This is a genomic window from Reyranella sp., assembly GCF_017305915.1.
Taxonomy (GTDB): domain Bacteria; phylum Pseudomonadota; class Alphaproteobacteria; order Reyranellales; family Reyranellaceae; genus Reyranella.
Genome location: NZ_JAFKJN010000036.1, coordinates 45,911 through 67,886, shown reverse-complemented (window position 1 = coordinate 67,886; position 21,976 = coordinate 45,911). Strand labels below are relative to the sequence as shown.

Annotated in this window: 20 protein-coding genes; 15 read left to right on the top strand and 5 right to left on the bottom strand. The window is 68.3% G+C overall.

Features of this window, described 5'->3' with window-relative positions; all coding sequences use genetic code 11:
• Positions 1–157: 157 nt before the first annotated feature.
• Together J0J01_RS29095 and J0J01_RS29090 are read right to left on the bottom strand one after the other, a co-directional pair.
• Positions 158–454, bottom strand: a complete 297-nt coding sequence (locus J0J01_RS29095; protein WP_296387124.1) for a DUF1244 domain-containing protein — start codon at positions 452–454, stop codon at positions 158–160.
• Between the two features lie 28 nt (positions 455–482).
• A complete protein-coding gene (locus J0J01_RS29090) occupies positions 483–1,208 on the bottom strand; it encodes an N-formylglutamate amidohydrolase (protein ID WP_296387123.1) in 726 nt (241 codons plus the stop codon).
• An 86-nt stretch (positions 1,209–1,294) separates the two neighbouring features.
• Between J0J01_RS29090 and J0J01_RS29085 the strand changes: the two genes are divergently transcribed.
• Positions 1,295–2,572, top strand: coding sequence for a glycerate kinase (locus J0J01_RS29085; protein ID WP_296387122.1), 1,278 nt, complete (start codon positions 1,295–1,297; stop codon positions 2,570–2,572).
• 20 nt (positions 2,573–2,592) lie between these two features.
• On the opposite strand, the gene J0J01_RS29080 is transcribed toward J0J01_RS29085, so the two are convergent.
• Positions 2,593–5,154 carry a polynucleotide kinase-phosphatase gene (locus J0J01_RS29080; protein WP_296387121.1) on the bottom strand — a complete coding sequence of 854 codons (2,562 nt, stop codon included), beginning with the start codon at positions 5,152–5,154 and terminating at the stop codon, positions 2,593–2,595.
• On the bottom strand, positions 5,151–6,512 hold the full coding sequence (locus J0J01_RS29075) for a 3' terminal RNA ribose 2'-O-methyltransferase Hen1 (protein ID WP_296387120.1): 1,362 nt from the start codon (positions 6,510–6,512) through the stop codon (positions 5,151–5,153). The genes J0J01_RS29080 and J0J01_RS29075 overlap by 4 nt, the downstream gene beginning before the upstream one ends.
• A 613-nt stretch (positions 6,513–7,125) precedes the next feature.
• Between J0J01_RS29075 and J0J01_RS29070 the strand changes: the two genes are divergently transcribed.
• The 14 genes from J0J01_RS29070 to J0J01_RS29005 all read left to right on the top strand — a co-directional run bounded on the left by J0J01_RS29070 (position 7,126) and on the right by J0J01_RS29005 (position 20,801).
• Entirely contained in the window at positions 7,126–7,548 is a 423-nt protein-coding gene (locus J0J01_RS29070; protein ID WP_296387119.1) for a hypothetical protein, read from the top strand.
• Positions 7,549–7,557: 9 nt separating this feature from the next.
• On the top strand, positions 7,558–8,811 hold the full coding sequence (otnK, locus tag J0J01_RS29065; protein WP_296387118.1) for a 3-oxo-tetronate kinase: 1,254 nt from the start codon (positions 7,558–7,560) through the stop codon (positions 8,809–8,811).
• The gene (gene otnC, locus J0J01_RS29060; protein WP_296387117.1) at positions 8,808–9,452 is read left to right on the top strand and encodes a 3-oxo-tetronate 4-phosphate decarboxylase; all 645 of its coding nucleotides are present in this window, start codon (positions 8,808–8,810) and stop codon (positions 9,450–9,452) included. Before otnK ends, otnC begins: the two co-directional genes overlap by 4 nt.
• Positions 9,453–9,464: 12 nt before the next feature.
• A complete protein-coding gene (gene otnI / locus J0J01_RS29055; protein ID WP_296387116.1) occupies positions 9,465–10,250 on the top strand; it encodes a 2-oxo-tetronate isomerase in 786 nt (261 codons plus the stop codon).
• A gap of 1 nt (position 10,251) precedes the next feature.
• Positions 10,252–11,166, top strand: coding sequence for an L-threonate dehydrogenase (gene ltnD / locus J0J01_RS29050; protein ID WP_296387115.1), 915 nt, complete (start codon positions 10,252–10,254; stop codon positions 11,164–11,166).
• 9 nt (positions 11,167–11,175) lie between these two features.
• Positions 11,176–12,588, top strand: a complete 1,413-nt coding sequence (gene pyk / locus J0J01_RS29045; RefSeq protein WP_296387128.1) for a pyruvate kinase — start codon at positions 11,176–11,178, stop codon at positions 12,586–12,588.
• A gap of 68 nt (positions 12,589–12,656) precedes the next feature.
• The gene (locus tag J0J01_RS29040) at positions 12,657–12,917 is read left to right on the top strand and encodes a hypothetical protein (RefSeq protein ID WP_296387114.1); all 261 of its coding nucleotides are present in this window, start codon (positions 12,657–12,659) and stop codon (positions 12,915–12,917) included.
• 21 nt (positions 12,918–12,938) lie between these two features.
• On the top strand, positions 12,939–14,249 hold the full coding sequence (glcF, locus tag J0J01_RS29035; RefSeq protein WP_296387113.1) for a glycolate oxidase subunit GlcF: 1,311 nt from the start codon (positions 12,939–12,941) through the stop codon (positions 14,247–14,249).
• Positions 14,246–14,830: a tetratricopeptide repeat protein gene (locus tag J0J01_RS29030; RefSeq protein ID WP_296387112.1), complete on the top strand. Its 585-nt coding sequence runs from the start codon at positions 14,246–14,248 to the stop codon at positions 14,828–14,830. The genes glcF and J0J01_RS29030 overlap by 4 nt, the downstream gene beginning before the upstream one ends.
• 31 nt (positions 14,831–14,861) lie before the next feature.
• Entirely contained in the window at positions 14,862–16,094 is a 1,233-nt protein-coding gene (locus J0J01_RS29025; RefSeq protein WP_296387111.1) for an amidohydrolase family protein, read from the top strand.
• Positions 16,095–16,124: 30 nt separating this feature from the next.
• Positions 16,125–18,683, top strand: coding sequence for a DUF2339 domain-containing protein (locus J0J01_RS29020; RefSeq protein WP_296387110.1), 2,559 nt, complete (start codon positions 16,125–16,127; stop codon positions 18,681–18,683).
• A gap of 3 nt (positions 18,684–18,686) precedes the next feature.
• Positions 18,687–19,967: a phenylacetate--CoA ligase PaaK gene (gene paaK, locus J0J01_RS29015; protein ID WP_296387109.1), complete on the top strand. Its 1,281-nt coding sequence runs from the start codon at positions 18,687–18,689 to the stop codon at positions 19,965–19,967.
• Between the two features lie 48 nt (positions 19,968–20,015).
• Positions 20,016–20,420 carry a GFA family protein gene (locus J0J01_RS29010; protein ID WP_296387108.1) on the top strand — a complete coding sequence of 135 codons (405 nt, stop codon included), beginning with the start codon at positions 20,016–20,018 and terminating at the stop codon, positions 20,418–20,420.
• A 99-nt stretch (positions 20,421–20,519) separates the two neighbouring features.
• The gene (locus J0J01_RS29005) at positions 20,520–20,801 is read left to right on the top strand and encodes a hypothetical protein (protein WP_296387107.1); all 282 of its coding nucleotides are present in this window, start codon (positions 20,520–20,522) and stop codon (positions 20,799–20,801) included.
• A 24-nt stretch (positions 20,802–20,825) separates the two neighbouring features.
• Here J0J01_RS29005 and glcE read toward each other — a convergent pair whose 3' ends face one another.
• A complete protein-coding gene (gene glcE, locus J0J01_RS29000) occupies positions 20,826–21,974 on the bottom strand; it encodes a glycolate oxidase subunit GlcE (RefSeq protein WP_296387106.1) in 1,149 nt (382 codons plus the stop codon).
• Positions 21,975–21,976: the final 2 nt, after the last annotated feature.

Genomic DNA, 21,976 nt, shown 5'->3' with positions numbered 1-21,976 from the left:
TCGCCCGCCTCGGCGGATGGACCGGCTACTATGGCAAACCAGGACCAAAGGTCATGCGCATCGGCCTCGCCGACTTCCGCGCCATCAGATACGGCCATTCCCTCCCACACAACGATGTGTGAATCCGAGAGCCATATGAATGGGGAGGGTCTGTCGATCAGTGCTTATGCCCGGCCTCGTCGTAGGCCTTCTTCTGGTCGCCCGAAGCTTCCTTCTGGTACTTGGCCTTCCACTGGTCGTACGGCATGCCGTAGACGATCTCGCGCGCCGCAGGATCGGCGACCTCGAGACCCTTCTTGCCCGCCTCCTCGCGGTACCAGCGCGACAGGCAGTTGCGGCAGAAGCCGGCGAGATTCATCAGGTCGATGTTCTGCACGTCGGTGCGCTCCTGCAGGTGCGCGACCAGGCGGCGGAAAGCGGCGGCTTCGAGTTCGGTCTTGGTCTTGTCGTCCATGGGATTTCTCCTTCGGCGAAATATGGGCTCAGCCCAGGGCCATCGCAACGGCCGCCCGGATCGGCGCGGCGAGCCGGCGGCCCCAGACCCGGGCGTCGTCCGGCGTGCCCATCAGGTCCTGGCGGACCTCCAGGGAGCAATGCGGCAGCGCCCGGGGCTTGGCATGCGCGGTCAGTGTGTATTCGTAGGAGGCGCGGGCCGAATAGGGCTCGTTGTCGCCGACCACCAGCGACGCATCCTTGCGCAGCTCGGCCAGCAGCGGATCGGGCAGGCGCGGATCGTCATTCCACAGCACGCCGACATGCCACGGGCGCTTGAAGCCGTTCATCTCCGGCGTGAAGCTGTGCATCACCAGCAGGCAGACCGCGCGGCCGGCCGCCGTCATGCGATCGAGCTGTCGGTCGACCTCCTGGTGGTAGGGCCAGAAGCAGGCATGGGCGCGCGCGTCGACCTGCTCCCGGGTCAGGCCCTTGTTGGTGGGGATCGGCACCTTGTCGCTGATCTCCGGCGTCGAGCCCTCGCCGCCCGGCCAGCGGTTGCAGTCGATCACCAGCCGCGAATAGCCCGACGCCACCAGCGGCGCGTCGAGGATCTTCGACAGCTCGATCGCGGCATCGAGGCCGCCGATGTCCCAGCCGATATGGCGCGACAGCTCCTCCGCGGCGATGCCGAGATCGCCCAGCGCCTTCGGCACGGCCTTGCTCGCGTGATCGCAGAGCAGGAGCAGCGGCGCCTTGCCGTTCTCGTTGAACACCGAAAAAGGCGGAGGATCGCCCTCTTGAAGTAAGTGAGCGCCGAGGAGTTGTTGCATCGCGCCCCTATAGTGTGAAGATTGCGCAAATGAAAGACGAGGACGCTCGCGCCCTTCTGCGCGCCCTGTTCGACGCTGCCTTGTCGGCGGCCCGGCCCGCCACGTGCCTCGCACCCCATATCGACAAGCTGCAGCCGCCGAAAGGCCGCACGGTGGTGATCGGCGCCGGCAAGGCGAGCGCCGCCATGGCGCGCGCCGTCGAGGATCGCTGGCGTCACCCGCTCGAAGGCCTGGTCGTCACCCGCTACGGCTACGGCGAGACCTGCAAGCGAATCGAGATCGTCGAGGCGGCGCACCCCGTGCCCGACGAAAAAGGTCGCGCCGCCGCCGGCCGCATCCTCGAGAAAGTGAATGGCCTCACGCCCGACGATCTCGTCCTGTGCCTGATCTCGGGCGGCGCGTCCGCCCTGCTGGCCCTGCCCGCGCCCGGCCTGACGCTCGCCGACAAGCAGGAGGTCAATCGCGCCCTGCTGAAGTCCGGCGCCAACATCGTCGAGATGAACACGGTGCGAAAGCACCTCTCCGCCATCAAGGGCGGACGCCTGGCGATCGCGGCGCAGCCGGCGCGCGTGTTGTCGTGGCTGATCTCCGACGTGCCCAACGACGATCCCGGCGTGATCGGCTCCGGCCCGACCGTGGCCGACGCCACGACCTTCGCCGATGCGCTCGCCGTGCTGTCCAAATACCGGATCGGCCCGCCCGCCGCCGTGCGGGCGCATCTCGAGGCCGGCGCCGCCGGCAAGATCGAGGAGACGCCCAAGCCCGGCGATCCGCGCCTCGCGCGGGTCGAGACCGTGATGGTCGCCACGCCCAAGCGTTCGCTCGAAGCGGCGGCGGCCGTCGCTCGCCAGAAAGGCATTGAGGTGGTGATGCTTGGCGACAATCTCGAAGGCGAAGCGCGCCTGCTGGGTGCCGAGCACGCGACCCGGGCGCTCGACATCGCCCGCCGCCCCAATCGCCCGACCGTGATCCTGTCCGGCGGCGAGACGACGGTGACGGTGCGCGGCAAGGGTCGCGGCGGCCGCAATGTCGAATATCTGCTGGCCCAGGCGATCGCGGCCAACGGCAAGCCGGGCATCTGGGGCCTGGCGGCCGACACCGACGGTGTCGACGGCGCGGAGGACATCGCCGGCGCGATCTTCACGCCGGATACTCTCGCGCGCGCCCGCGACGTCGGCCGCGATCCGCAGGCGATGCTGGACGACAATGACGGCCATGCTTTCTTCGAGCGGCTGGGCGACAGCCTGATCACCGGCCCGACCCGCACCAACGTCAACGACTTCCGCGCGACGCTGATCGCGCCGTAGACGGCGTCAGATCATCGCCGTCAAAGCCGCGGATCGATCGGTTCGCTTTCCAGGGCGAGCACGCCGAAGACGCATTCGTGCACGCGGCGCAGCGGCGCGCGCGCAACGAAGCGCTTGAGCCCTTCATGGCCGAGTGCGAATTCGCGCAACGCCAGAGCGCGCTTGCCGCCGAGGCCGCGTGCGCGCAAGCGGGTCAGATGCTCCGGCGCGTCGTATTCCGGCCCATAGATGATGCGGAGATATTCGCGGCCGCGAACCTTGAGCGCCGGCTGCACGAGTCCCTTCGTGCCGCGGGCGATGAACGCGAGCGGCTTGACGACCATGCCTTCGCCACCGCCTTCGGTCAGCTCTTCCCACCACGCGATCGCCGCGCCGCACGCTGCGGCGTCCGCCAGCTCCACCGAGCGCCAGCGAGTCGCGGCGAGCGACGGTTGGCCCGTGCCCGTCAATTTGTCCGACCAGCCCATGTGCCAGGCATGGTCGCGGTCGAACCACACCCGGTCTTCGCTCGCCAGCACATGGAACGGCGCCACCTTCAGGTCATCCAGCCCGGCCACGGGCCAAACATAGGGCGCCCATGCCTTGCCGTAGAGAGCCGCCCGATGGCGGCGGTCGCCGAAACGCGTTGCGAGCGTCGCCACAGGCGCGCCATTTGCCCCGGCCCGCGCGAGCGCGTCCTGCGCAGCCGCGAGGCCGGCCTCGGCGGATGCTGCAACCGGCGCGTACTGGCTGTCGATCAGAGTCCGGGCTTTTGCCGACCACGGCATGATCTCCGCATCCAACAACACCCAGTCGGTCGCGAGTTCGTCCCACAGGCCGGCCTTTTCCGCTGCCGTGTGGAGGCGCGCCAGCAAACCCTCAGTCGTCGCCGCGTCGAAGAAGGCCCGACCGGTGCGCGTCCAGATCGCGCCGATCTCGCCGTTGCGGGCATCGAAACGGGAGGCCGCGGCGCGCGCTGAACGGCAGAGGGCAATCACCGCGCGCGAGCCCATGTGCTTTTCCTCGCACACGATCTGCACCACGCCCCGTTCGCGAAAATGAGCGAACGCCTCCTCCGGCCGTTCCAGCCAGCCCTCCGCGCTGCTCGTCTCCGAGGGCGACATGGTCGGCGGCAGGTAGACCAGCCACTGCGGCGCTATCGCAAACCGGCTCATCGCCTCGAGGGCGGCTGAGGCGTTCTCCTCGGCGATCACGACTCGGCCGCGCAACTCGGTGTCGATCGAGCGCCGCCCAGTAACATCCTCCATGTCGAGTAGGTCGTCCGCCAATGCCTGCGCTGATCGCTCCGGCCCGACCGGTGCCAGAGGACGCAAAGGCTCGCTCCAGACCTGCAGCGCCGGAACCTCGACGACGGTCTTCTCCGGCCAGCGCAGCGCCGTGAGCTTGCCGCCGAAGACGCAGCCAGTATCGACGCACAGGGTGTTGTTGACCCACTGTACCCGGGGCACAGGAGTGTGGCCGTACACGATCGCAGTATCGCCGCGGTAATTCGCGGCCCAGTCGGCACGCACCGGCAGGCCGAACTCGTCGATCTCGCCGGTGGTCTCGCCGTAGAGCGAGAACTCGCGAACCGCGCCCGAGCCGCGGCCGATCATCTCTTCCTTGAGGCCGGCATGGGCGACCGCAAGCCGCCCGCCATCCAGCCAGTAGTGGCTGCGCAGCGACTGGAGGAAATCCGGCAGGGCCTTGCGCAATCCCTCGCCCTCGACGGCGAGCTGGTCGATGCTGTTCTGCAGGCCGTGCGCCACGACCACCTTGCGACCTTCGAGCCAGCGACCGAGCTTGCGCTCGTGGTTGCCCTGCACGACGTAGGCCGTTCCCGCTTCGGCCATACTCATGGCAATGCGTAGCGCATCCGGTACCTTGGGACCGCGGTCGACCAGGTCACCGACGAACACGACCTTGCGGCCATGGCCTGCCCGCACGCTCACGGCGCGCTCGACACCTTCGCCGCTCCACGTGACTTCGTAGCCCAGCGCCGTCAGAAGCTGTTGCAGCTCGTCGGCGCAGCCATGAACGTCGCCGATGATGTCGAATGGGCCGCTGTCGGCGCGGCGATCGGTCCAGAGCGGCTGCCGCGTGACGGTGGCAGCGTCGATCGCCACCTCACCGTCGAGCTGCCACACGCGGCGAAAGCCTTCGCGCTGCAGGCCGCGCAGCCCGCGCCGGATCTCGGACGCCATGCGCTTCACCACGTCGCCGCCGAACGGACGGTCGGAGCGCAGCCGGTTGCGCTCGATACAGACGCTGATGCCGGGATCGACGACGATCGCCACCGGCAGCGCGTGCCATCGGCGCGCCAGCTCGATCCAGCTCCTGCGGTCGGCAGCGCGAACGTTGGTGGCGTCGACCACCGCGAGCCGACGATGCTTCAGGCGCTTTTCGATCATCGTGCGCATCAGGTCGAAGGCATCGGCGCTGACCGATTGGTCGGTTTCGTCGTCGCTCACCAGTCCGCGGCAGCGGTCGGAGGACACAACCTCGGTGGGCTTGAAGTGCTTGGCCGCGAAGCTCGACTTGCCTGAGCCGGTCGCACCAATCAGGACGACCAGCGAGAAATCGGGAATGGCCAGCGCGCTCATGCGGCCTCCCGGCTGAACACCGCCATTTGCGTCGGAGCGCCAAATGCCTCGTGCCGGGAACCGATCTCGCCGAACGCAAGGCCATAGCCGTGGGCCCGCCCGACCTCCTCAGCCCAGCCGTGGAATTGCGCGCGCGTCCATTCGAACCGATGGTCGGGATGGCGCAGCTCGCCCGGCGGCAAGTTGGGAAACAGTACATTGTAGTCGGCGTTTGGTGTGGTCACGACGGCCGTCTTCGGTCGAGCGATCCCGAAGACGATCTGTTCGAGCGCCGGGAGCCGATCAGAGTCGAGATGCTCGATCACCTCGACGAGCGCGGCCGCATCTGCCTCTTCCCAGCGCTTGTCCCGGTAGGTCAGGGCGCCGTGCAGCAGACGGACGCGGCCCAGCGACGGACCGCTCGCGAGGTCGAGCTTCAACCGGCGTTGGGCGCGGTCGAGACTCAGCGTACTGGCATCGACGCCGACGAGACTTTCGATCCAGCGCTCGCGCAACAGGCGCTGCAAGAGCTTGCCCTCGCCGCAGCCGAGATCGGCGATTTTGCGGGCTCGTGCCGCACGTAGAGCCTCGACCACGGCCTCGAGCCGCTGGTCGTTCAGCCGCAATGGGATCTCGATCGCGTCTTCGCGCGTCAGGCGCTCGTCCCTGCCGTCGGCCTCCTTCTCGGTCTCAGGGACCAGCCGCTCGAGCGCCTGGCGCGCCAGGCCGCGCCGGTGCTTGAGATATCGGCCGACGATCGTCTCGCGCGCTGGATGGGTCTCGAGCCATCCTTCGCCGCGCTTCAACAGCTTGGTGACCTCGTCCTCGCCCACCCAGTAGTGCTTGTCGTTGTCGAGTACCGGGATGAGGACGTAGAGATGGTTGAGCAGCGCCTGCAGCCGTGCCGTGCCCGACAGGCGAAGCGTGGCGTAGTCCGCTGGCAGGACGTCGACCGACACATTCCAGCCCAGCGGCTCGAACAACCCGCGGATCAGTGCCTCGCCGCCTGAGACGGGCGTGACCGCCGCCTCGAGCGGGAGCGCCGTTGCAGCGAGATCGGGCCGTTCGCGCGAGTTGCCGGCCATGGCGGTGCCGAGAACGCGACCCAGCGCGACCGAGAGGAATGATGAGGCGGCGTAGGGGCGGTCGTTGACATATTGGTCCAGCAGCCCATCCGCACGGCCTTTGCCGCGCACTAACTCGATCGGATCGACGTCGAGCACGAGGGCCGCCTCGCAGCGCTCGACCGAAACCTCGGGGTAAAACAGGAAGGCTTTGCCGAACGTCAGCGCCGTCTCATGCAGGCGGACGGGATTCTTGTGCAGCAGGAACCCGAGATCGGTGGCTGGTCGGTGGGTCGTTGCGAGGGAGAGGTACATGCGGCTGTTCCGGAGTGATTCTGCCGGAGAAGCCTTAGACGAAGCCCTCCAGCCGATGGAGCGCTGGAGGGCGAAGCTGGTGGACCGCTAACACCTTCCGCGCGCACGAACGGCCGCCCGCGACCGGATGGGTCGATGCGGCTGTTCGAAGCTGCACGGAAATATGCAAGTCATGTTGGGCCTGATACCACGACCGTCCCGGAGTCGACAACCGGTTGAATCGGAGAACCAGCATGCAGACGATAGCTGCGGAGACACCGAAGCAGACCTGAGACGTCGACCGTGCCTGCGTCCAGGGCACGACTCGCGATCCACCAACGTCAACGACTTCCGCGCGACGCTGATCGCGCCGTAAAGCCTGTGGATAGTGCGCAATCGCGAGGCGCATTATGGGCAATGGACCGCCTCCTGGACCCACGTTTCAGGGCCTTTGCGCACCGTCCATTGCCCATATTAGGTGTCGGCCTGCGGGGCATGCTTATGTAGACGCGCATGGGCTTCATCCCGTCAGGGAGGAGCCGATAACGGAGAGTTGGAAACAAACGGCTAAAACGGTCGAAAACGGTCGAAGACGGACCGATAACGACCGAAAACGCCGGAAGACGGTGAGGACATGACGACCTATCCCGGTTCCTGTCACTGCGGCGCGATCCAGATCAAATTCGAGTCGCCCAAAGAACCGGCCGCGATGCGGCCCGGCCGCTGCTCCTGCACTTTCTGCCGCCGCCACGGCGCGCGGACCATGGGTGACGGCCCCGACTCGTCGGTCGAGTTCCGTGCCGCACCCGGCGCCATGTCCCGCTACCGCTTCGGCCTCGGCATCACCGACTATCTCGTGTGCAGCAAGTGCGGCGCCTATGTCGGCGCCGTGATGGAGGACGAGGGCCGACTGATCGCCACCCTCAACGTCAACGCACTCGACATCCGCGACACTTTCGATCCGGCGCCGCCGTTGCACGTCTATGACGGCGAGGACGAGCAGCGCCGCCGCTCGCGGCGGCGAAAGTTCTGGATGCCCGCGACCGTGATCGCCTAGGGTCGCGCCATGGCCATTCTCGGGATCATCGCCGACGATTTCACCGGCGCCACCGACATCGCGGGCATGCTGGTCAAGAACGGCATGCGCACCATCCAGACCATCGGCGTACCGGCCCAGGGAACGATCCCCAATGACGTCGATGCCGTGGTGGTCGCGCTCAAGACGCGCTCGATCGCGGCCAAGGATGCGATCGCCGAATCGCTCGCGGCGTTGAAGGCCCTGCAGGCCGCGGGCTGCGTGCGCTTCTTCTTCAAGTACTGCTCGACCTTCGATTCGACCGACAGGGGCAATATCGGACCGGTCGGCGACGCGCTGCTCGATGCGCTGGGGGCCGCACAGGCGATCTACTGCCCCGCCTTCCCGGAGAACGGCCGCACCATCTTCTTCGGCCATCTGTTCGTCGGCGACCTGCTGCTGAGCGACACCCACATGCGCCACCATCCGCTCAATCCGATGACGGATTCGAGCCTGGTGCGCGTGCTGGCGCGCCAGACCAGGCACAAGGTCGGCCTGGTGCCGCTGAAGCAGGTCCAGGCCGGCTCCGCGAGCCTGCGCACCGCGCTCGACAAGCTCGCCGCCGACGGCGTGCGCCACGTGATCGTCGATGCCGTAGCCGATACCGATCTCGGCATCATCGGCGAGGCGGTCGGCGACGACGCGCTGGTCACCGGCGGCTCGGGCGTGGCACTGGGCTTGCCCGCCGCCTATCGCCGCCGTGGCCTGCTCGCGCACAAGTCCGGTGCCGACTCGCTGCCGAAGATCAATGGTGCCGCCGCCGTGCTGGCAGGCTCCTGCTCGGCCGCCACGCTGGGGCAGATCGCCAACTTCAAGGGCGCGCATCTGGCGCTCGATACCGACGCCATCTGTCGCGGCGAGCCGGTTGGCGACAAGGCATTGGCCTGGGCCAAGGGCAAGCTCGGCAACGGCCCGATCCTGCTCTCGGCCAGCGACAAGCCGGAAGCCGTGAAGGCTCTGCAGCAGAAATACGGCGTCGAGAAATCGAGCCACGCCATCGAGGCCACCATGGCGCAGCTCGCCAAGGGCCTGGTCGCGGCCGGCGTCGGCCGGCTCGTGGTCGCCGGCGGCGAGACCTCGGGCGCGGTGGTCGGCGCGCTCGACGTGACGGCGCTGCGCATCGGGCCGGAAATCGATCCCGGCGTGCCGTGGACGGCGTCGGTCGGCCAGCCGCTCCTGCTGGCGCTGAAGTCCGGCAATTTCGGTGCACCCGATTTCTTCACCAAGGCGTTCGATAAGCTATGAGCAGCGAAGCCAAATCCCGCGAAGCCGTCTGCGCGCTCGGCGCCAAGCTCGCCGCGCGCGGGCTCTGCCCCGGCACTTCGGGCAACATCTCGGTGCGCGTCGCCGACGGCTGGCTGATGACGCCGACCAACTCCTCGCTGGGCGAGCTCGATCCGGCGCAGCTCTCCAAGCTCGATGCCAACGGCAAGCATGTCGGCGGCGATCCGCCGACCAAGGAGGCGCTGCTGCACCGCTCGGTCTACGACGTGCGGCCCAAGGACGGCGCGATCGTGCATCTGCATTGCACGCATGCGGTGGCGATCTCCTGCCTCGATCCGTCGTGCCACCACAACAAGGAGACGACGCTGCCGCCGATCACGCCCTACTTCGCGATGCGGGTCGGCAAGCTGCCGCTGGTGCCCTATTTCAAGCCGGGCGATCCCAAGCTCGCCGACGCGATCCGCGACTACGCCAAGGGCCATCGCGCCGTGCTGCTGGCCAATCACGGCCCGGTGGTCGCCGGCACGTCCCTGTCGGCCGCCTCGGCGTCCATCGAGGAGCTCGAGGAGACCGCCAAGCTCCATCTGCTGCTGCAGGGTTTTAGGGTGCGCCTGCTCTCCGACTCGCAGGTGCGCGAGGTCGAGGAAGCTTTCCCCTCTTAGACGGATTCAACGATGCCCAAGCTCGCCGCCAATCTCTCCTGGATCTACCAGGAGGTGCCCCTCCTGCAGCGCTTCGCCGCCGCCGCCGCGCACGGCTTCAAGGCCGTCGAGATCCTGTTCCCCTACGAGGCGCCGGCCGCGGCCATCGCAGCCGAGCTCAAGAAGCACAAGCTCACGCAGGCGCTGTTCAACCTGCCGCCGGGCGACTGGAGCAAGGGCGAGCGCGGCATCGCCGCCCTGCCCGGTCGCGAGGCTGAGTTCGCGGCGGCGCTCGACAAGGCGCTCGACTACGCCAAGGTGCTGGAGTGCCGGACGCTGCATGTCATGTCGGGCCTGATCCCGGCGGGCGGCGACGCCCAGGCGATGCACAAGACCTTCGTGTCCAACCTCAAGAAGGCCTGCGACCGCACCGCCAACAGCGGGCTGACTCTGGTGATGGAGCCGATCAACCATCGCGACATTCCCGGTTACTTCACCAACACCACGAGCCAGGTCGACGCGATCATCAAGGAAGTCGGCGCGCCGCACCTCAAGCTGCAGCTCGACCTCTATCACATGCAAGTCACCGAGGGTGATCTGCAGAAGCGCACCGAGCGGCTGTTCCCGATCACCGCGCATGTGCAGATCGCCGGCAACCCTGCGCGCAACGAGCCGGATGTCGGCGAGGCCAATCACCTCTATCTGCTCGATGTGCTCGATGGCCTCGGCTACGACGGCTATGTCGGGCTCGAATACAAGCCCAGGACCACGACCGCGGCCGGCCTCGGCTGGGCAGCGAAGTACGGCATCAAGGCCTGATATGACCGACAAGAACACCCCCGACATCGCCTTCATCGGCCTGGGCTCGATGGGCCTCGGCATGGCGAAGAACCTGCTGAAGCACGGCCACAAGGTCGTCGGCGTCGATCCCAGCGATGCCGCGCGCAAGGCCTTCACCGAGGCCGGCGGCACGACCGCCGCGACGCCGGCCGACGCAGCCGGCGGCGCCGACGTGGTCGTCGTCGCCGTGGTCAACGACAAGCAGGTCGAATCGGTGCTGTTCGGCGACACCGGCGCGGTATCGACGCTGCGCAAGGGCGGCGTGGTCATGCAGTGCGCGACCGTGCCGGCCGCCTTCAGCCGCGCGCTGGGCGAGCGGCTGGCGAAGACCGGGCACGAGCTGCTCGACTCGCCGATGTCGGGCGGCCGGGCACGCGCGGAATCGGGCGAGCTCACCTTCATGGCCTCAGGGTCGTCTACGGCCTTCGGTGCGGCGGAGAGCATTTTGTCGGCGACGTCGGCCAAGGTGTTTCGCCTCGGCGAGGCGGCGGGCATCGGCTCGCTGGTCAAGACGGTGAATCAGCTCCTGGCCGGCGTGCATATCGCGACGGCGGCCGAGGCGATCGCGCTCGCGGCCAAGGCCGGCGCCGACACGCGCGTGGTCTACGACGTGATCTCGGCCAGCGCCGGCAACTCGTGGATGTTCGGCAATCGCGTGCCGCACATGCTCGACGACGACTATTCGCCGCTCTCCGCGGTCGAGATCTTCGTCAAGGATCTCGGGCTGGTGCTGAGCACCGGCCATGAGCTGCGGTTGCCGCTGCCGCTTGCTGCGGCGGCGCACCAGCTCTTCCTCGCCGCGGCCGGCGCGGGCTGGGGCAAGATCGACGACGCGGCTGTCGTGAAGGTCTACGAGCAGGCCGGCGGCTTCAAAGTGTCATCGCCGAAGCGTTAGACTGACATGATGTTCCGTCAGCGCTTCACCAAGATCGTGGCCACGCTCGGCCCGGCATCCTCGAGCCCGGAGCGGCTGAAGGCGCTGTTCGAGGCGGGCGCCGACGTCTTCCGCCTCAACTTCAGCCACGGCGCGCCCCACGACCACAAGCAGCGCGTCGACCTGCTGCGCAAGCTGGAAAAGGAGTACCGGCATCCGATCGCCATCCTGATGGACCTGCAGGGCCCCAAGCTCCGGCTCGGCAAGATGGTCCAGGGGCCGATCGAGCTGACGAAAGGTCAGACGCTGCGCTTCGACATGGCGGCCGAGCCCGGCACCGAGACGCGTGTGCCGCTGCCGCATCCGGAGATCTTCAAGGCCGCCAAGCCGGACGGCCTGCTGCTGGTCGACGACGGCAAGGTGCGGCTGCGCATCACCGGCCATACCGAGGACACGATCGACACCGTGGTCGAGGTCGCCGGGCAGATCAGCGATCGCAAGGGCGTCAACCTGCCCAACCTGATCGTGCCGCTGTCGCCGATGACCGAGAAGGACCGCAGGGACCTCGCCTACGGGCTGGAGCTCGGCGTCGACTGGGTCGCCCTCTCCTTCGTGCAGCACGCCCGCGACATTGCCGAGCTCAAGAAGCTGGTCGCCGGCCGCGCCTCGGTGATGGCCAAGCTCGAGAAGCCGGCGGCGATCGAGCATCTCGACGAGATCATCGAGCAGAGCGACGGCATCATGGTCGCGCGCGGCGACCTCGGTGTGGAGATGCCGCCGGAGGCGGTGCCGCCGCTGCAGAAGCGCATCCTCGCCGCCTGCCGGGCGCTCGGCCGGCCGGCGATCGTCGCGACCCAGATGCTCGAGTCGATGGTCCACTCGCCGACGCCGACGCGGGCCGAGGCGTCGGACGTGGCGACCGCCGTGTACGACGGCACCGATGCGGTGATGCTGTCGGCGGAATCGGCCTCGGGCGACTATCCGATCGAGGCGGTCACCATGATGGACCGCATCCTGAAGAGCGTCGAAGCCGACCCGCTCTATCGCAAGCTGATGGATGCCAGCCGCCGCGAGCCCGAGGCGACCACCGCCGACGCGATCAGCGCCGCCGCGCGGCAGTGCGCCCATACGCTCGGCGCCGCGGCGATCGTCACCTACACCAACACCGGCTCGACGACACTGCGGGCGGCGCGCGAGCGGCCGGACGTGCGCCTCCTCTGCCTGACGCCCAACCTCGACACCGCGCGGCGCATGACGCTGACCTGGGGCGTCCATCCGGTGCAGACCGAAGACGCACACAATTTTGCCGACATGGTGGCACGCGCCACGCGTGTGGCGCGCCAGCAGAAGATCGCCAAGCCGGGCGAGCGGCTGGTGATCACCGCCGGCGTGCCGTTCGGCACACCAGGGGCCACAAATATCCTTAGAATTGCCTACGTCTGATCTGAAAAATCTAGGGATGTTGCTGCCGCAACCTCCGTAGAAATTTCAGAAGCAGTTGTGAGGCGCTCGTGAACAGCCCCGACCAAAAAGCGAAAGCCGTTCCCTACCGCCCCCGGCGGGCAGCCCTGAACTGGGTCGATTATCTGGTGATCGCCGCCACCGCGCTCACCTTTGCTGCCGTCGTCGCCGCCAACAACCCGCACGCCGCGCGGGCGCAGACCACCTCAACCATTATCCCAGCGGCCGAGCTGCCCGCCCAGGTGAGCGCTCCCGGCGAGCAGTCGGGCCTGATCAAGGCAAGAATTGGGCTGGCTCTGGCCGGCCGCTAGCTTCCGCGCTTAAAAGAGAGGGTGCAGACCAATTTCACCCTCAGCCAGCTCGCCGATCCGCCGACGGCGCGCTCCGACCAGATCCTCCGCAAGTGCGTGCATTGCGGCTTCTGCACCGCCACCTGTCCCACTTTCGTTCTGCTGGGTGACGAGCGCGACAGCCCGCGCGGCCGCATCTACCTGATCAAGGCCATGCTCGAGGGCGGCCGCGCGCCGACCGAACCCGAGGTCCGCCACGTCGACCGCTGCCTGTCGTGCCTGTCGTGCATGACCACCTGCCCGTCGGGCGTGAACTACATGCATCTGGTCGATCACGGCCGGCACCATATCGAGCAGACCTACCGCCGCGCCCTGCCCGACCGCCTGATGCGCCGCCTGCTCGGCCTGCTGATGCCGCGGCCCCGGCTCTTCCGCTGGGCGCTGGTACTGGGCCGGCTGGCCAAGCCGCTCGCCGCCGCGCTTCCCCGTCGCAGCGCCGACCCCGGCGGCGCCACCTTCCTGCGCCGGGTGAAGGCGATGATCGAGGCGATCCCGTTCACCATCCCCGGTTTCTCGCCGGTCGACCGGCCGCAGACCTTCCCGGCGGTCGGCCGCAAGGTGAAGCGGGTCGCGCTGATGCCCGGCTGCGGCCAGCAGGTGCTGGCCCCCGAGGTCAACGAAGCGACGGTACGGCTGCTGACCCGCCACGGCGTCGAGGTGGTGAATGTCGCGGGTTCCGGCTGCTGCGGCTCCTCGGTCCAGCACCTCGGCCACAACGAGCAGGCGCTCGATCTGGCCCGGCGCAACATCGACGCCTGGCTTGCCGCCGACGTCGACGCCGTCGTGATCAATGCCTCGGGCTGCGGCACGACGGTCAAGGATTACGGCCATATGTTCGCCGACGACGACGCCTGGCGCGACAAGGCTGCGCGCATCGCCAAGCTCGCGAAGGACGTGAGCGAGCTGATGGTCGAGGTCGGTCTCGCCAACGTGACGCCGCATCCCCTGACCGTCGCCTATCATTCGGCCTGTTCCATGCAGCACGGCCAGAAAGTGACGGAGCCCCCGAAGAAGCTGCTGCGCGACGCGGGCTTCGTCGTGAAGGACGTGCCCGAGGGCCATCTCTGCTGCGGCTGGGCCGGCACCTACCAGGTGCTGCAGCCCGAGCTGTCGCGCCGGCTGCGCGACCGCAAGGTCGCCAACATCGAGAGCGTCCGGCCCGACGTCATCGCCTCGGGCAACTTTGGCTGTGTCGGCAACATCGGCGCCGGCACGACCATTCCGATCGTTCACACCGTCGAGCTGCTCGACTGGGCGACCGGCGGACCCCGGCCCGCAGGTCTGCGCCGATGATACACCTGCGGGCTTGCCTGCTGGCGGTGCTCGGGTTGATGCTGGCGACGACCGTTGGGAGCCAGGGCGTGCTCGACACCTTGTTCGAAAAGCTGCGGACCGCGACCGATCCCTCCGCCGTGCAGGCGCTCGAGGAGGGCATCTGGGAGCAGTGGACGATGGCGCCCGATCCGGCGCAGCGCCAGCTTATGGCGCGCGGCATCGCCGAAATGAGTCAGCAGGAGCTGCAGAGCGCCGTCGTCACCTTCACCAGGCTGATCGACATTGCGCCCGAGCTGTCCGAGGCCTGGAACAAGCGCGCCACCGTGCACTGGCTGATGGGCAACTTCCCCGCCTCGATCGCCGACATCTGCGAGACCGTGAAGCGCGAGCCGCGCCACTTCGGGGCCTATTCCGGTCTCGGCATGATCCGCGCGCAAATGGGCGAGCATGCCCGCGCCGCCGCCGCCTTCGAGCTGGCGAAGAAATGGAATCCGCACATCGTCGGCATCGATGCAGAGATCGAGCGCCAAAAGGCCGAGGCGGGCGGCGTGGTTTCGGACGACCCCTTGGGTTGCGGCCAGCGCACCGCAGGACGATAGTGCCCAGCACCTAATCGGAGGTTCTTTGTTCATGGCAACGTTGTATGTCGGCGGCCGTCTTTTCGACGGCGAGAAGGTGCTGGATGGCCAGGCAGTCCTCGAGGAGGGCGGCAAGGTCAGGAAGGTGGCGCCGACGGCCGAGTTCACGGGCTTTGCCGGCGAGAGGGTCGACACCTCCCGCGGCACGCTGATCCCCGGCATCATCGATTGCCACGTCCATTCGCTGAGCGGCGCCGAGGGCAACCCGGGCGTGGTGCAGGACCGCATGAGCCCCGCCCAGCTCACCGTGCGCGGCATGGAGTTCATGCGCGCCACGCTTGAGGGCGGCGTGACCGCGGTGCGCGACTGCGGCGGCAAGGACTACATCGAGTTCGCGATCCGCGACGCCTACAACCAGGGCCGCTTCCTGGGACCGACCATGCGCTGCGCCGGCCGCATGATCTGCATGACCGGCGGCCACGGCAACCGCACCGGCCGCATCGCCGACGGCGTCGATGAGGTGATCAAGGCGGTGCGCGAGCAGGTCCATGCCGGCTCCGACCTGGTCAAGATCATGGCGACCGGCGGCGTGATGACGCCGGGCGTCAACCCCGAGGACGCGCACTACTCGGCCGAGGAGATGAAGGCCGGCATCAGCGAGGCGCATCGCTTCCACAAGTGCTGCGCCAGCCATGCCCAGGGCGCGCTCGGCATCCTCAACGCCGTGCGCGGCGGCATCGATTCGATCGAGCACGGCATCTTCATGACTGACGAGTGCATCCAGGAGATGAAGGAGCGCGGCGTGTGGCTGGTGCCGACGCTGGCCGCCGTGAAGAACATCCTCAAGGGCTACGACGACGGCGACCGCTCGATCCCCGAATACGTCATCGAGAAGGCGCGCCGCGTGTTCGACCGCCACATCGCCTCGATCAAGATGTACTACAAGGCCGGCGGCAAGATCGCGATGGGCACCGACGCCGGCACGCCGCACAACCGCCACGGCGAGAACGCGAAGGAGCTCGAGTTCATGTGCGAGATCGGCATCTCGACCCGCGATTCGCTGTTCTTCTCGACCGCCAGCGCCGCCGACCTGATGCGCATCGACGAAGGTCGCATCAAGCAAGGCAACTCGGCCGACTTCGTGCTGTGCGACGGCGATCCGTTGGCCGACATCAAGCGCGCCGCGCGCAAGGAGAACCATCGTCTCGTCGTCAAGCGCGGCCAGGTCGCCAAGGACCGCCGCGCCGACTTCGCCTCATCCGCCCAGCGGGTGGCGGCGGAGTAACGGCCAAACGGCACCTCAGCGGGGGCAGCGGTGGACGGCGGACTGGTCCTGCTGGGACTGATCGTGCTGCTCGTAGCGATCGGCACGCCGATCGCCGCCATCGTCGCCCTTGTCCGCACCGCCGATCTGCGGCAGCAGAACGCCCGGCTCGCGTCGGAGGTCGCCGCCTTGCGCCGGCGGATCGAGCAAGGCGTCGTCCCGGCCGTGCCGCCGCCCGGCGTCGAGGTCGAGGCCGCGCCCGTGCCCCTGCCGGTCCAGGAGCTGGAGCCGCCGCCAGCACCTTCGGACGCGCTGCCCCCGCCCTTCGCCGAGACCGTGCCGCCGCCGGCACCGGTCTGGGAGACTCCGGCTCCACGCCCCGAGCCGGTCGGCTGGGAGCAGCGGCTGGGGGCGCGCGCCTTCATCTGGGTCGGTGCGATCACGCTCGCTCTCGCGGCCATCTTCCTGGTCCGCTACTCGATCGAGGAAGGTTGGCTCTCACCCGAGGTGCGGGTGATCCTCGCCGCGCTGTTCGGCTTCGCGCTGATCGGCGGCGCCGAGAAGGTGAAGACGCGTGACGATCGCGTCGCCCAGGCAATGGCCGCCGCCGGCATCGCCGCCATCTACGGCGCACTGTTCGCGGCGGTCACGCTGTACGGCATGGTCTCCAAGCCGATGGCGGGCGTCGCCGCCGGCGCGCTGACCGCCTTCGCCATCGGCCTGTCGTTGCGCCACGGCATACTGGTCGCCGCCCTCGCTTTCGTCGGCGGTTTCGCGAGCCCCGCCATCATCGGCAGCGAGACGCCCAACACGCCGGTGCTGTTCGGCTATCTGTTCGCGATCGCCGCGGGAACGATGGCCGTCATCCGCTACAGGGGATGGTGGCTGCTCGGCTGGGGAGTGCTGGCCGGCAGCGCCGGCTGGACGATCATCTGGCTGCTCGCCGATGTGAGCGGCCTGCACTGGGTCGGCCTGTTCCTGGTCGCCGTCGCCGGCCTGTTCGTCTGGACGACGTGGCGGCGCCTCGGCGAAAGCGACAACCCGCCGATCGATGTCGCTGCGATGGTCTGGGCCGCGCTGGCGACGACCGGCGCGCTGCTGGCCGTGCTTGTCGTGCTCGATGAAGGCCGGCAGACCGCCGGCTGGGTGGCGCTGGGCGCGCACGGCGTCGGCCTCTACGCGCTCGGCCGCTGGACGCCGCGGTTCCAGTACGTCGCCGCTCTCGCGCCGGCGCTGTCGCTGGCGACGATCGCGCTGTGGTGGTTCGACGGCCACACCGACGGGCTCGGCCCGCGCACCATCGTGTTCGGCACGCTCTATGCCGCTGGCGCCTTCGCGCTGATGTGGAACGCGGCGCGACCGGGCTTCTGGGCGGCGCTATCGGTATCGGCGGCGCTGGCGCATTTCCTGTTCACCTGGTGGGCACTGCGCAATCTCGAGGCCGGCACGCCGTGGGGCCTGATCAGCATCGGGCTGGCCGCGCCGTTCCTGGTCGGCGCCGAGCGGCTGGCGCACTGGCGCGAGCGCATGGCCGGCGCTACCGAGGCGCTGGGCTTCCTCGCCGCCGGCGTGTCGTTCTTCATCGCCGCCGCCATCCCGCTCGAGCTCAGCCGCGAGTGGATCACCGTCGCCTATGCGATCGAGCTCGCCGCTGTGGCCTACATCGCTGATCGGCTGGCGCTGGTCGCGATGCGCTGGCTCTGCTGGCCGTTGCTCGCCGCGGTGCTGATCCGCTTCGTGCTCAATCCCGAGGTGCTGCATTACGGCCGCGTCTTCTGGGGCTACGCGATATCGATCGTGGCGCTCGCCGTTGCCTCGCGCTTCCTCGGCGAGGAGCGACTGCGCCGCGCCGTCCAGGCCGGGGCCGCCCTGCTCACCTTCGTCATGGTGACCCTCGAGGTCCGCATCCTGTTCCGCCCCGTTTCGATGGACGCACTGGAGGCGGCCTTCCTCGAGCGCGCGGTCCATGTCGTGGTGTGGGGCGCCTTCGCGCTGGCCGCCCTGTGGATCGCCCGCCTGCGCCACGATCCGGTGGCGCTATGGGCGTGGCGATTGAGCGGCGGCCTGGCCCTCGGCACCGTGATGTTCGTCCAGGTGTTCGCGGCCAATCCGATCGATCTGCATGCCGACGTTGGAGCGTTGCCAATCTTCAACGGGCTGCTGCTGGCCTACGCCCTGCCCGCACTGATGGTCTTCCTGGCGCGACGGTGGAGCGATATCGAGCGCAGCGGCGGCCTCGACCTGCTGCTCGAGGCCTCGGTCAGCATCCTCGCTCTGGTCTACATCTCGTTCGAGGTCCGACACGCCTTCGATCCGGGATTCGAACGCCACGGGTTCGCCGCCGAAGGACTCGAGCTCTACGCCTACTCGATCGTCTGGCTGTTGTTCGGCGTGGCGCTGCTGGCGCTCGGCTTCTGGCGCGACGTCGCGGCGCTGCGGCACGCCGGCATGGTCCTGGTCTGCCTGGTGGTGGCCAAGGTGTTCCTGATCGACATGGCCGGGCTCGAGGGCCTGCTGCGGGTCTTCTCCTTCCTCGGCCTCGGTGCGGCCCTGCTCGGGCTGGGCTATGCCTATCGCCGCTTCGGATTGGAACCCAGGACACAGAAGTAACTCATGCTTTTCCGCGAGTTCGGCTTGACCCTCGACGCGCTGCGCGCGCTGCAGCTCGAGCGGCTGAAACAGGCGTTGCACCACGCCTACGACCATCAGGCGCCTTACCGCGCCAAGTGCGCGGCCACAGGCGTTCATCCCGACGATCTGCGCACCCTCGACGACCTGCGACGCTTCCCCTTCACCCAGAAGAGCGACCTGCGCGACGCCTATCCCTTCGGCATGCTCGCGATCCCGCGAGAGAAGTGCGTGCGCATCCATGCCTCGAGCGGCACCACAGGACGGCCGACCGTCGTCGGCTATTCGGCCAGGGACATCGAGACCTGGTCGGACCTGATGGCGCGCTCGCTCTACGCCGGCGGCGCGCGGCCGGGCGACATCATCCACAACGCCTATGGCTACGGCCTGTTCACCGGCGGGCTGGGCGCGCATTACGGCGCCGAGCGGCTGGGCTGCACGGTGGTGCCGATGTCCGGTGGGTTCGGCGAGCGGCAGGTCCAGTTGATCCGCGAGTTCGGCGCGCGGGTGGTGCTGATGACGCCCTCCTACATGCTGGCGATCGCCGACGAGTTCGACCGCCAGGGCGTCGACCCGCGCGACACCGCGATGCGCATCGGCATCTTCGGCGCCGAGCCGTGGACCGAGGGCATGCGCGCCGAGATCGAGCGCCGGGTCGGCATCGACGCCGTCGACATCTATGGCCTGAGCGAAGTGATGGGTCCGGGCGTCGCCTGCGAGTTCGTCGAGACCAAGGACGGCCCGACCCTCTGGGAGGATCACTTCTATCCCGAGATCGTCGATCCGGAGACCGGCGCGCCGGTGCCCGATGGCCAGCCGGGCGAGCTGGTCTTCACCTCCCTCACCAAGGAGGCGATGCCGATCATCCGCTACCGCACGCGCGACCTCACGCGACTCGAGCCCGGCTCGCGCACCGTGATGCGCCGCATGGCCAAGATCACCGGCCGCAGCGACGACATGCTGATCGTGCGCGGCGTCAACTTGTTCCCCAGCCAGGTCGAGGAGCAGATCCTGCGCGACCCGGCGCTCTCCGGCCACTACGTGATCGAGCTGAGCCGCAGCGGGCCGCTCGACGACCTGCTGGTGCGGGTCGAGGCGCGGCTCGAAGCCGTGCACGAGGCGCGGACGACATCGGCGGCCGCGCTCGGCGAACGGCTGAAGGGCATATGCGGGCTCAGCGCCATCATCGAGGTCGCCGAGCCCGGCGGCATCGAGCGCTCGATGGGCAAGGCCCGCCGCGTCATCGACAAGCGGCCGCAGGGCTAGGTAGGCTGCCGTCGCGTGTTGGGTAACGTGATGCAGGAGGGCGACGACATGGCCATCACCGGCGGCTGTCATTGCGGCGCGATTCGATACGAAGCGGAGGGCGAAGCGCTGACCCATGCGCTCTGCCATTGCAGCGATTGCAGGCGGTGCGCGGGCGCACCGATGGTCGGCTGGACGATGTACCCGGTCGATGCCGTCAAGATCACCAAGGGGATTCCGAAGGTCTACAGCTCCTCGGAGAATGGCCGCCGACATTTCTGCCCCGACTGCGGCACCGGCCTCTTCTACGTCAACACCCAGATGCTGCCGGGCATCATCGACATCCAGAGCGCGACCTATGACGACCCGAACGCTGTTCCGGCCCAGGCTCACATCCAGGTCGCCGAGCGCATCGGCTGGATGGAACGCGTGCACGAGCTGCCGACGTTCGAGCGCTTTCCGCCATCGAGCTAGTTTGCGCAGGCAGTGAAGCGCGAGCAGCCACGACGATGACACACCTCCCCCGACCGGCTTCTGCGACTCTGGAGCCGGTCGAACCTCGGAGGACTGGACATGAAAACGATGTCGTTGGCCGTGCTTTGCATGGCACTCGCCGGGACGGTATTCGCTCAGACGAGCACGCCCGCCTCTCCCACGACCGACACCAAACCTTCCTGCAAGGCGCAGGCGTCCGACAAGAAGCTGGCCGGCGCGGCGCTCAACAGCTTCATGAAGAAATGCGAGACGGATGCGCAGAAGGCCTGTGATGCGGCCGCGACCGACAAGAAGCTGAATGGCGCCGCCAAGACCAGCTTCACCAAGAAATGCGTGACCGACAGCGTCGGCAGCGGCTAAGCGCCTTCCTGGTCAAGACGATCCCTAGCCGATGCGCCCTGGATTGAAGAGACCCTTCGGGTCGAAGCTCTCCTTCACGCGGGCGCTGAGCGCCGCAAGTGCCGGCGACAGCGGCTGGAAGACGGGAACGGCCGCGCGCACGATCTCCGGCGCGCGGATCAGCGTCGCGTGGCCGGCGAGACCGGCGCGCACCAGCGCGTGGTCGGCGCGCATGGGAAGCGCCAACCAGATCAGGCCACCCGACCAGTCGTAGAAGGCCTTGGCGGATGGCTGCCCTGCCTTGATGCGCGCGACAACCGCAGCGCCGTCGGTCGGCGCGCAGGAGATACGCCAGATCGCATCGTCAGGGTCGGCACCGAGCGGCACCACATCCCGCACCTCGCGCCAGAAGGCGCGCGATTCGAGCGTGCCGAGCTCATCCATCTTCGTGCCCTGAAAGAGCGTGCGCAGACCTTCGATGCGCGCCTCGACCGACGGCGCGACACCTTCGACGCGCAGTGCTGTGCGCTCGCCGACATGGGCCGCGCCGGAGACTTCGTGCGGGCTGCCCATGGCAGCGCACATCGCCGTCACGGCGGCCTCGTCCTCGAGGCCGTGCAGCAGCAGGGTGCGGGTCTGGTCGGGCGCGGGCAGCACCTTGACCGACACCTCGTCGAGCACGGCGAGCGTACCCCAGGAACCGGCCAGCAGCTTGGAGAGGTCGTAGCCGGTGACGTTCTTCATCACCCGGCCGCCGGACTTGAAAGCCTCGCCGCGGCCGTTGATGCCGCTGAATCCCAAGAGGTGATCGCGCGCCGCGCCGGCCGAGAGCCGCCGCGGGCCGGCAAAGTTGCCCATGATCGTGCCGAGCAGCGTCCCCTCGCCTGCGCTGCGGCCGCGCAGGGGCCCGAGATCGGGCGGCTCGAAGGCCAGCATCTGGTTGCGCTGGGCGAGCAGCGCCTCGACCTCGCGCATCGGCGTGCCGGCGCGCAGGGTGACGACCAGCTCCTCCGGCGCGTAGTCGACGATGCCGCTCAGCCCCGAGAGATCGAGGACCTGGTCGCAGCGCATCGGCTTGCCGAGATCGGTCTTGCTGCCGCTGCCGCGCACGTCGAGCGTGGCGCCGTCGCTCAGCGCCCATTCCACCGCCTGCCGCAGCTCCTTCGCGTCGCGCGGCTTGATCGTGCCCGCCATCG

Excerpts from the sequence above, each read along its gene's own strand:
- pyk (WP_296387128.1), top strand. The coding sequence starts at position 11,176 with ATGTTCCGTCAGCGCTTCACCAAGATCGTGGCCACGCTCGGCCCGGCA.
- otnK (WP_296387118.1), top strand. The coding sequence starts at position 7,558 with ATGGCCATTCTCGGGATCATCGCCGACGATTTCACCGGCGCCACCGAC.
- glcE (WP_296387106.1), bottom strand. The coding sequence starts at position 21,974 with ATGGCGGGCACGATCAAGCCGCGCGACGCGAAGGAGCTGCGGCAGGCG.
- J0J01_RS29005 (WP_296387107.1), top strand. The coding sequence starts at position 20,520 with ATGAAAACGATGTCGTTGGCCGTGCTTTGCATGGCACTCGCCGGGACG.
- J0J01_RS29010 (WP_296387108.1), top strand. The coding sequence starts at position 20,016 with ATGGCCATCACCGGCGGCTGTCATTGCGGCGCGATTCGATACGAAGCG.
- J0J01_RS29075 (WP_296387120.1), bottom strand. The coding sequence starts at position 6,512 with ATGTACCTCTCCCTCGCAACGACCCACCGACCAGCCACCGATCTCGGG.
- J0J01_RS29025 (WP_296387111.1), top strand. The coding sequence starts at position 14,862 with ATGGCAACGTTGTATGTCGGCGGCCGTCTTTTCGACGGCGAGAAGGTG.
- paaK (WP_296387109.1), top strand. The coding sequence starts at position 18,687 with ATGCTTTTCCGCGAGTTCGGCTTGACCCTCGACGCGCTGCGCGCGCTG.
- J0J01_RS29095 (WP_296387124.1), bottom strand. The coding sequence starts at position 454 with ATGGACGACAAGACCAAGACCGAACTCGAAGCCGCCGCTTTCCGCCGC.
- otnI (WP_296387116.1), top strand. The coding sequence starts at position 9,465 with ATGCCCAAGCTCGCCGCCAATCTCTCCTGGATCTACCAGGAGGTGCCC.
- J0J01_RS29070 (WP_296387119.1), top strand. The coding sequence starts at position 7,126 with ATGACGACCTATCCCGGTTCCTGTCACTGCGGCGCGATCCAGATCAAA.
- J0J01_RS29085 (WP_296387122.1), top strand. The coding sequence starts at position 1,295 with ATGAAAGACGAGGACGCTCGCGCCCTTCTGCGCGCCCTGTTCGACGCT.
- ltnD (WP_296387115.1), top strand. The coding sequence starts at position 10,252 with ATGACCGACAAGAACACCCCCGACATCGCCTTCATCGGCCTGGGCTCG.
- J0J01_RS29080 (WP_296387121.1), bottom strand. The coding sequence starts at position 5,154 with ATGAGCGCGCTGGCCATTCCCGATTTCTCGCTGGTCGTCCTGATTGGT.
- J0J01_RS29030 (WP_296387112.1), top strand. The coding sequence starts at position 14,246 with ATGATACACCTGCGGGCTTGCCTGCTGGCGGTGCTCGGGTTGATGCTG.
- otnC (WP_296387117.1), top strand. The coding sequence starts at position 8,808 with ATGAGCAGCGAAGCCAAATCCCGCGAAGCCGTCTGCGCGCTCGGCGCC.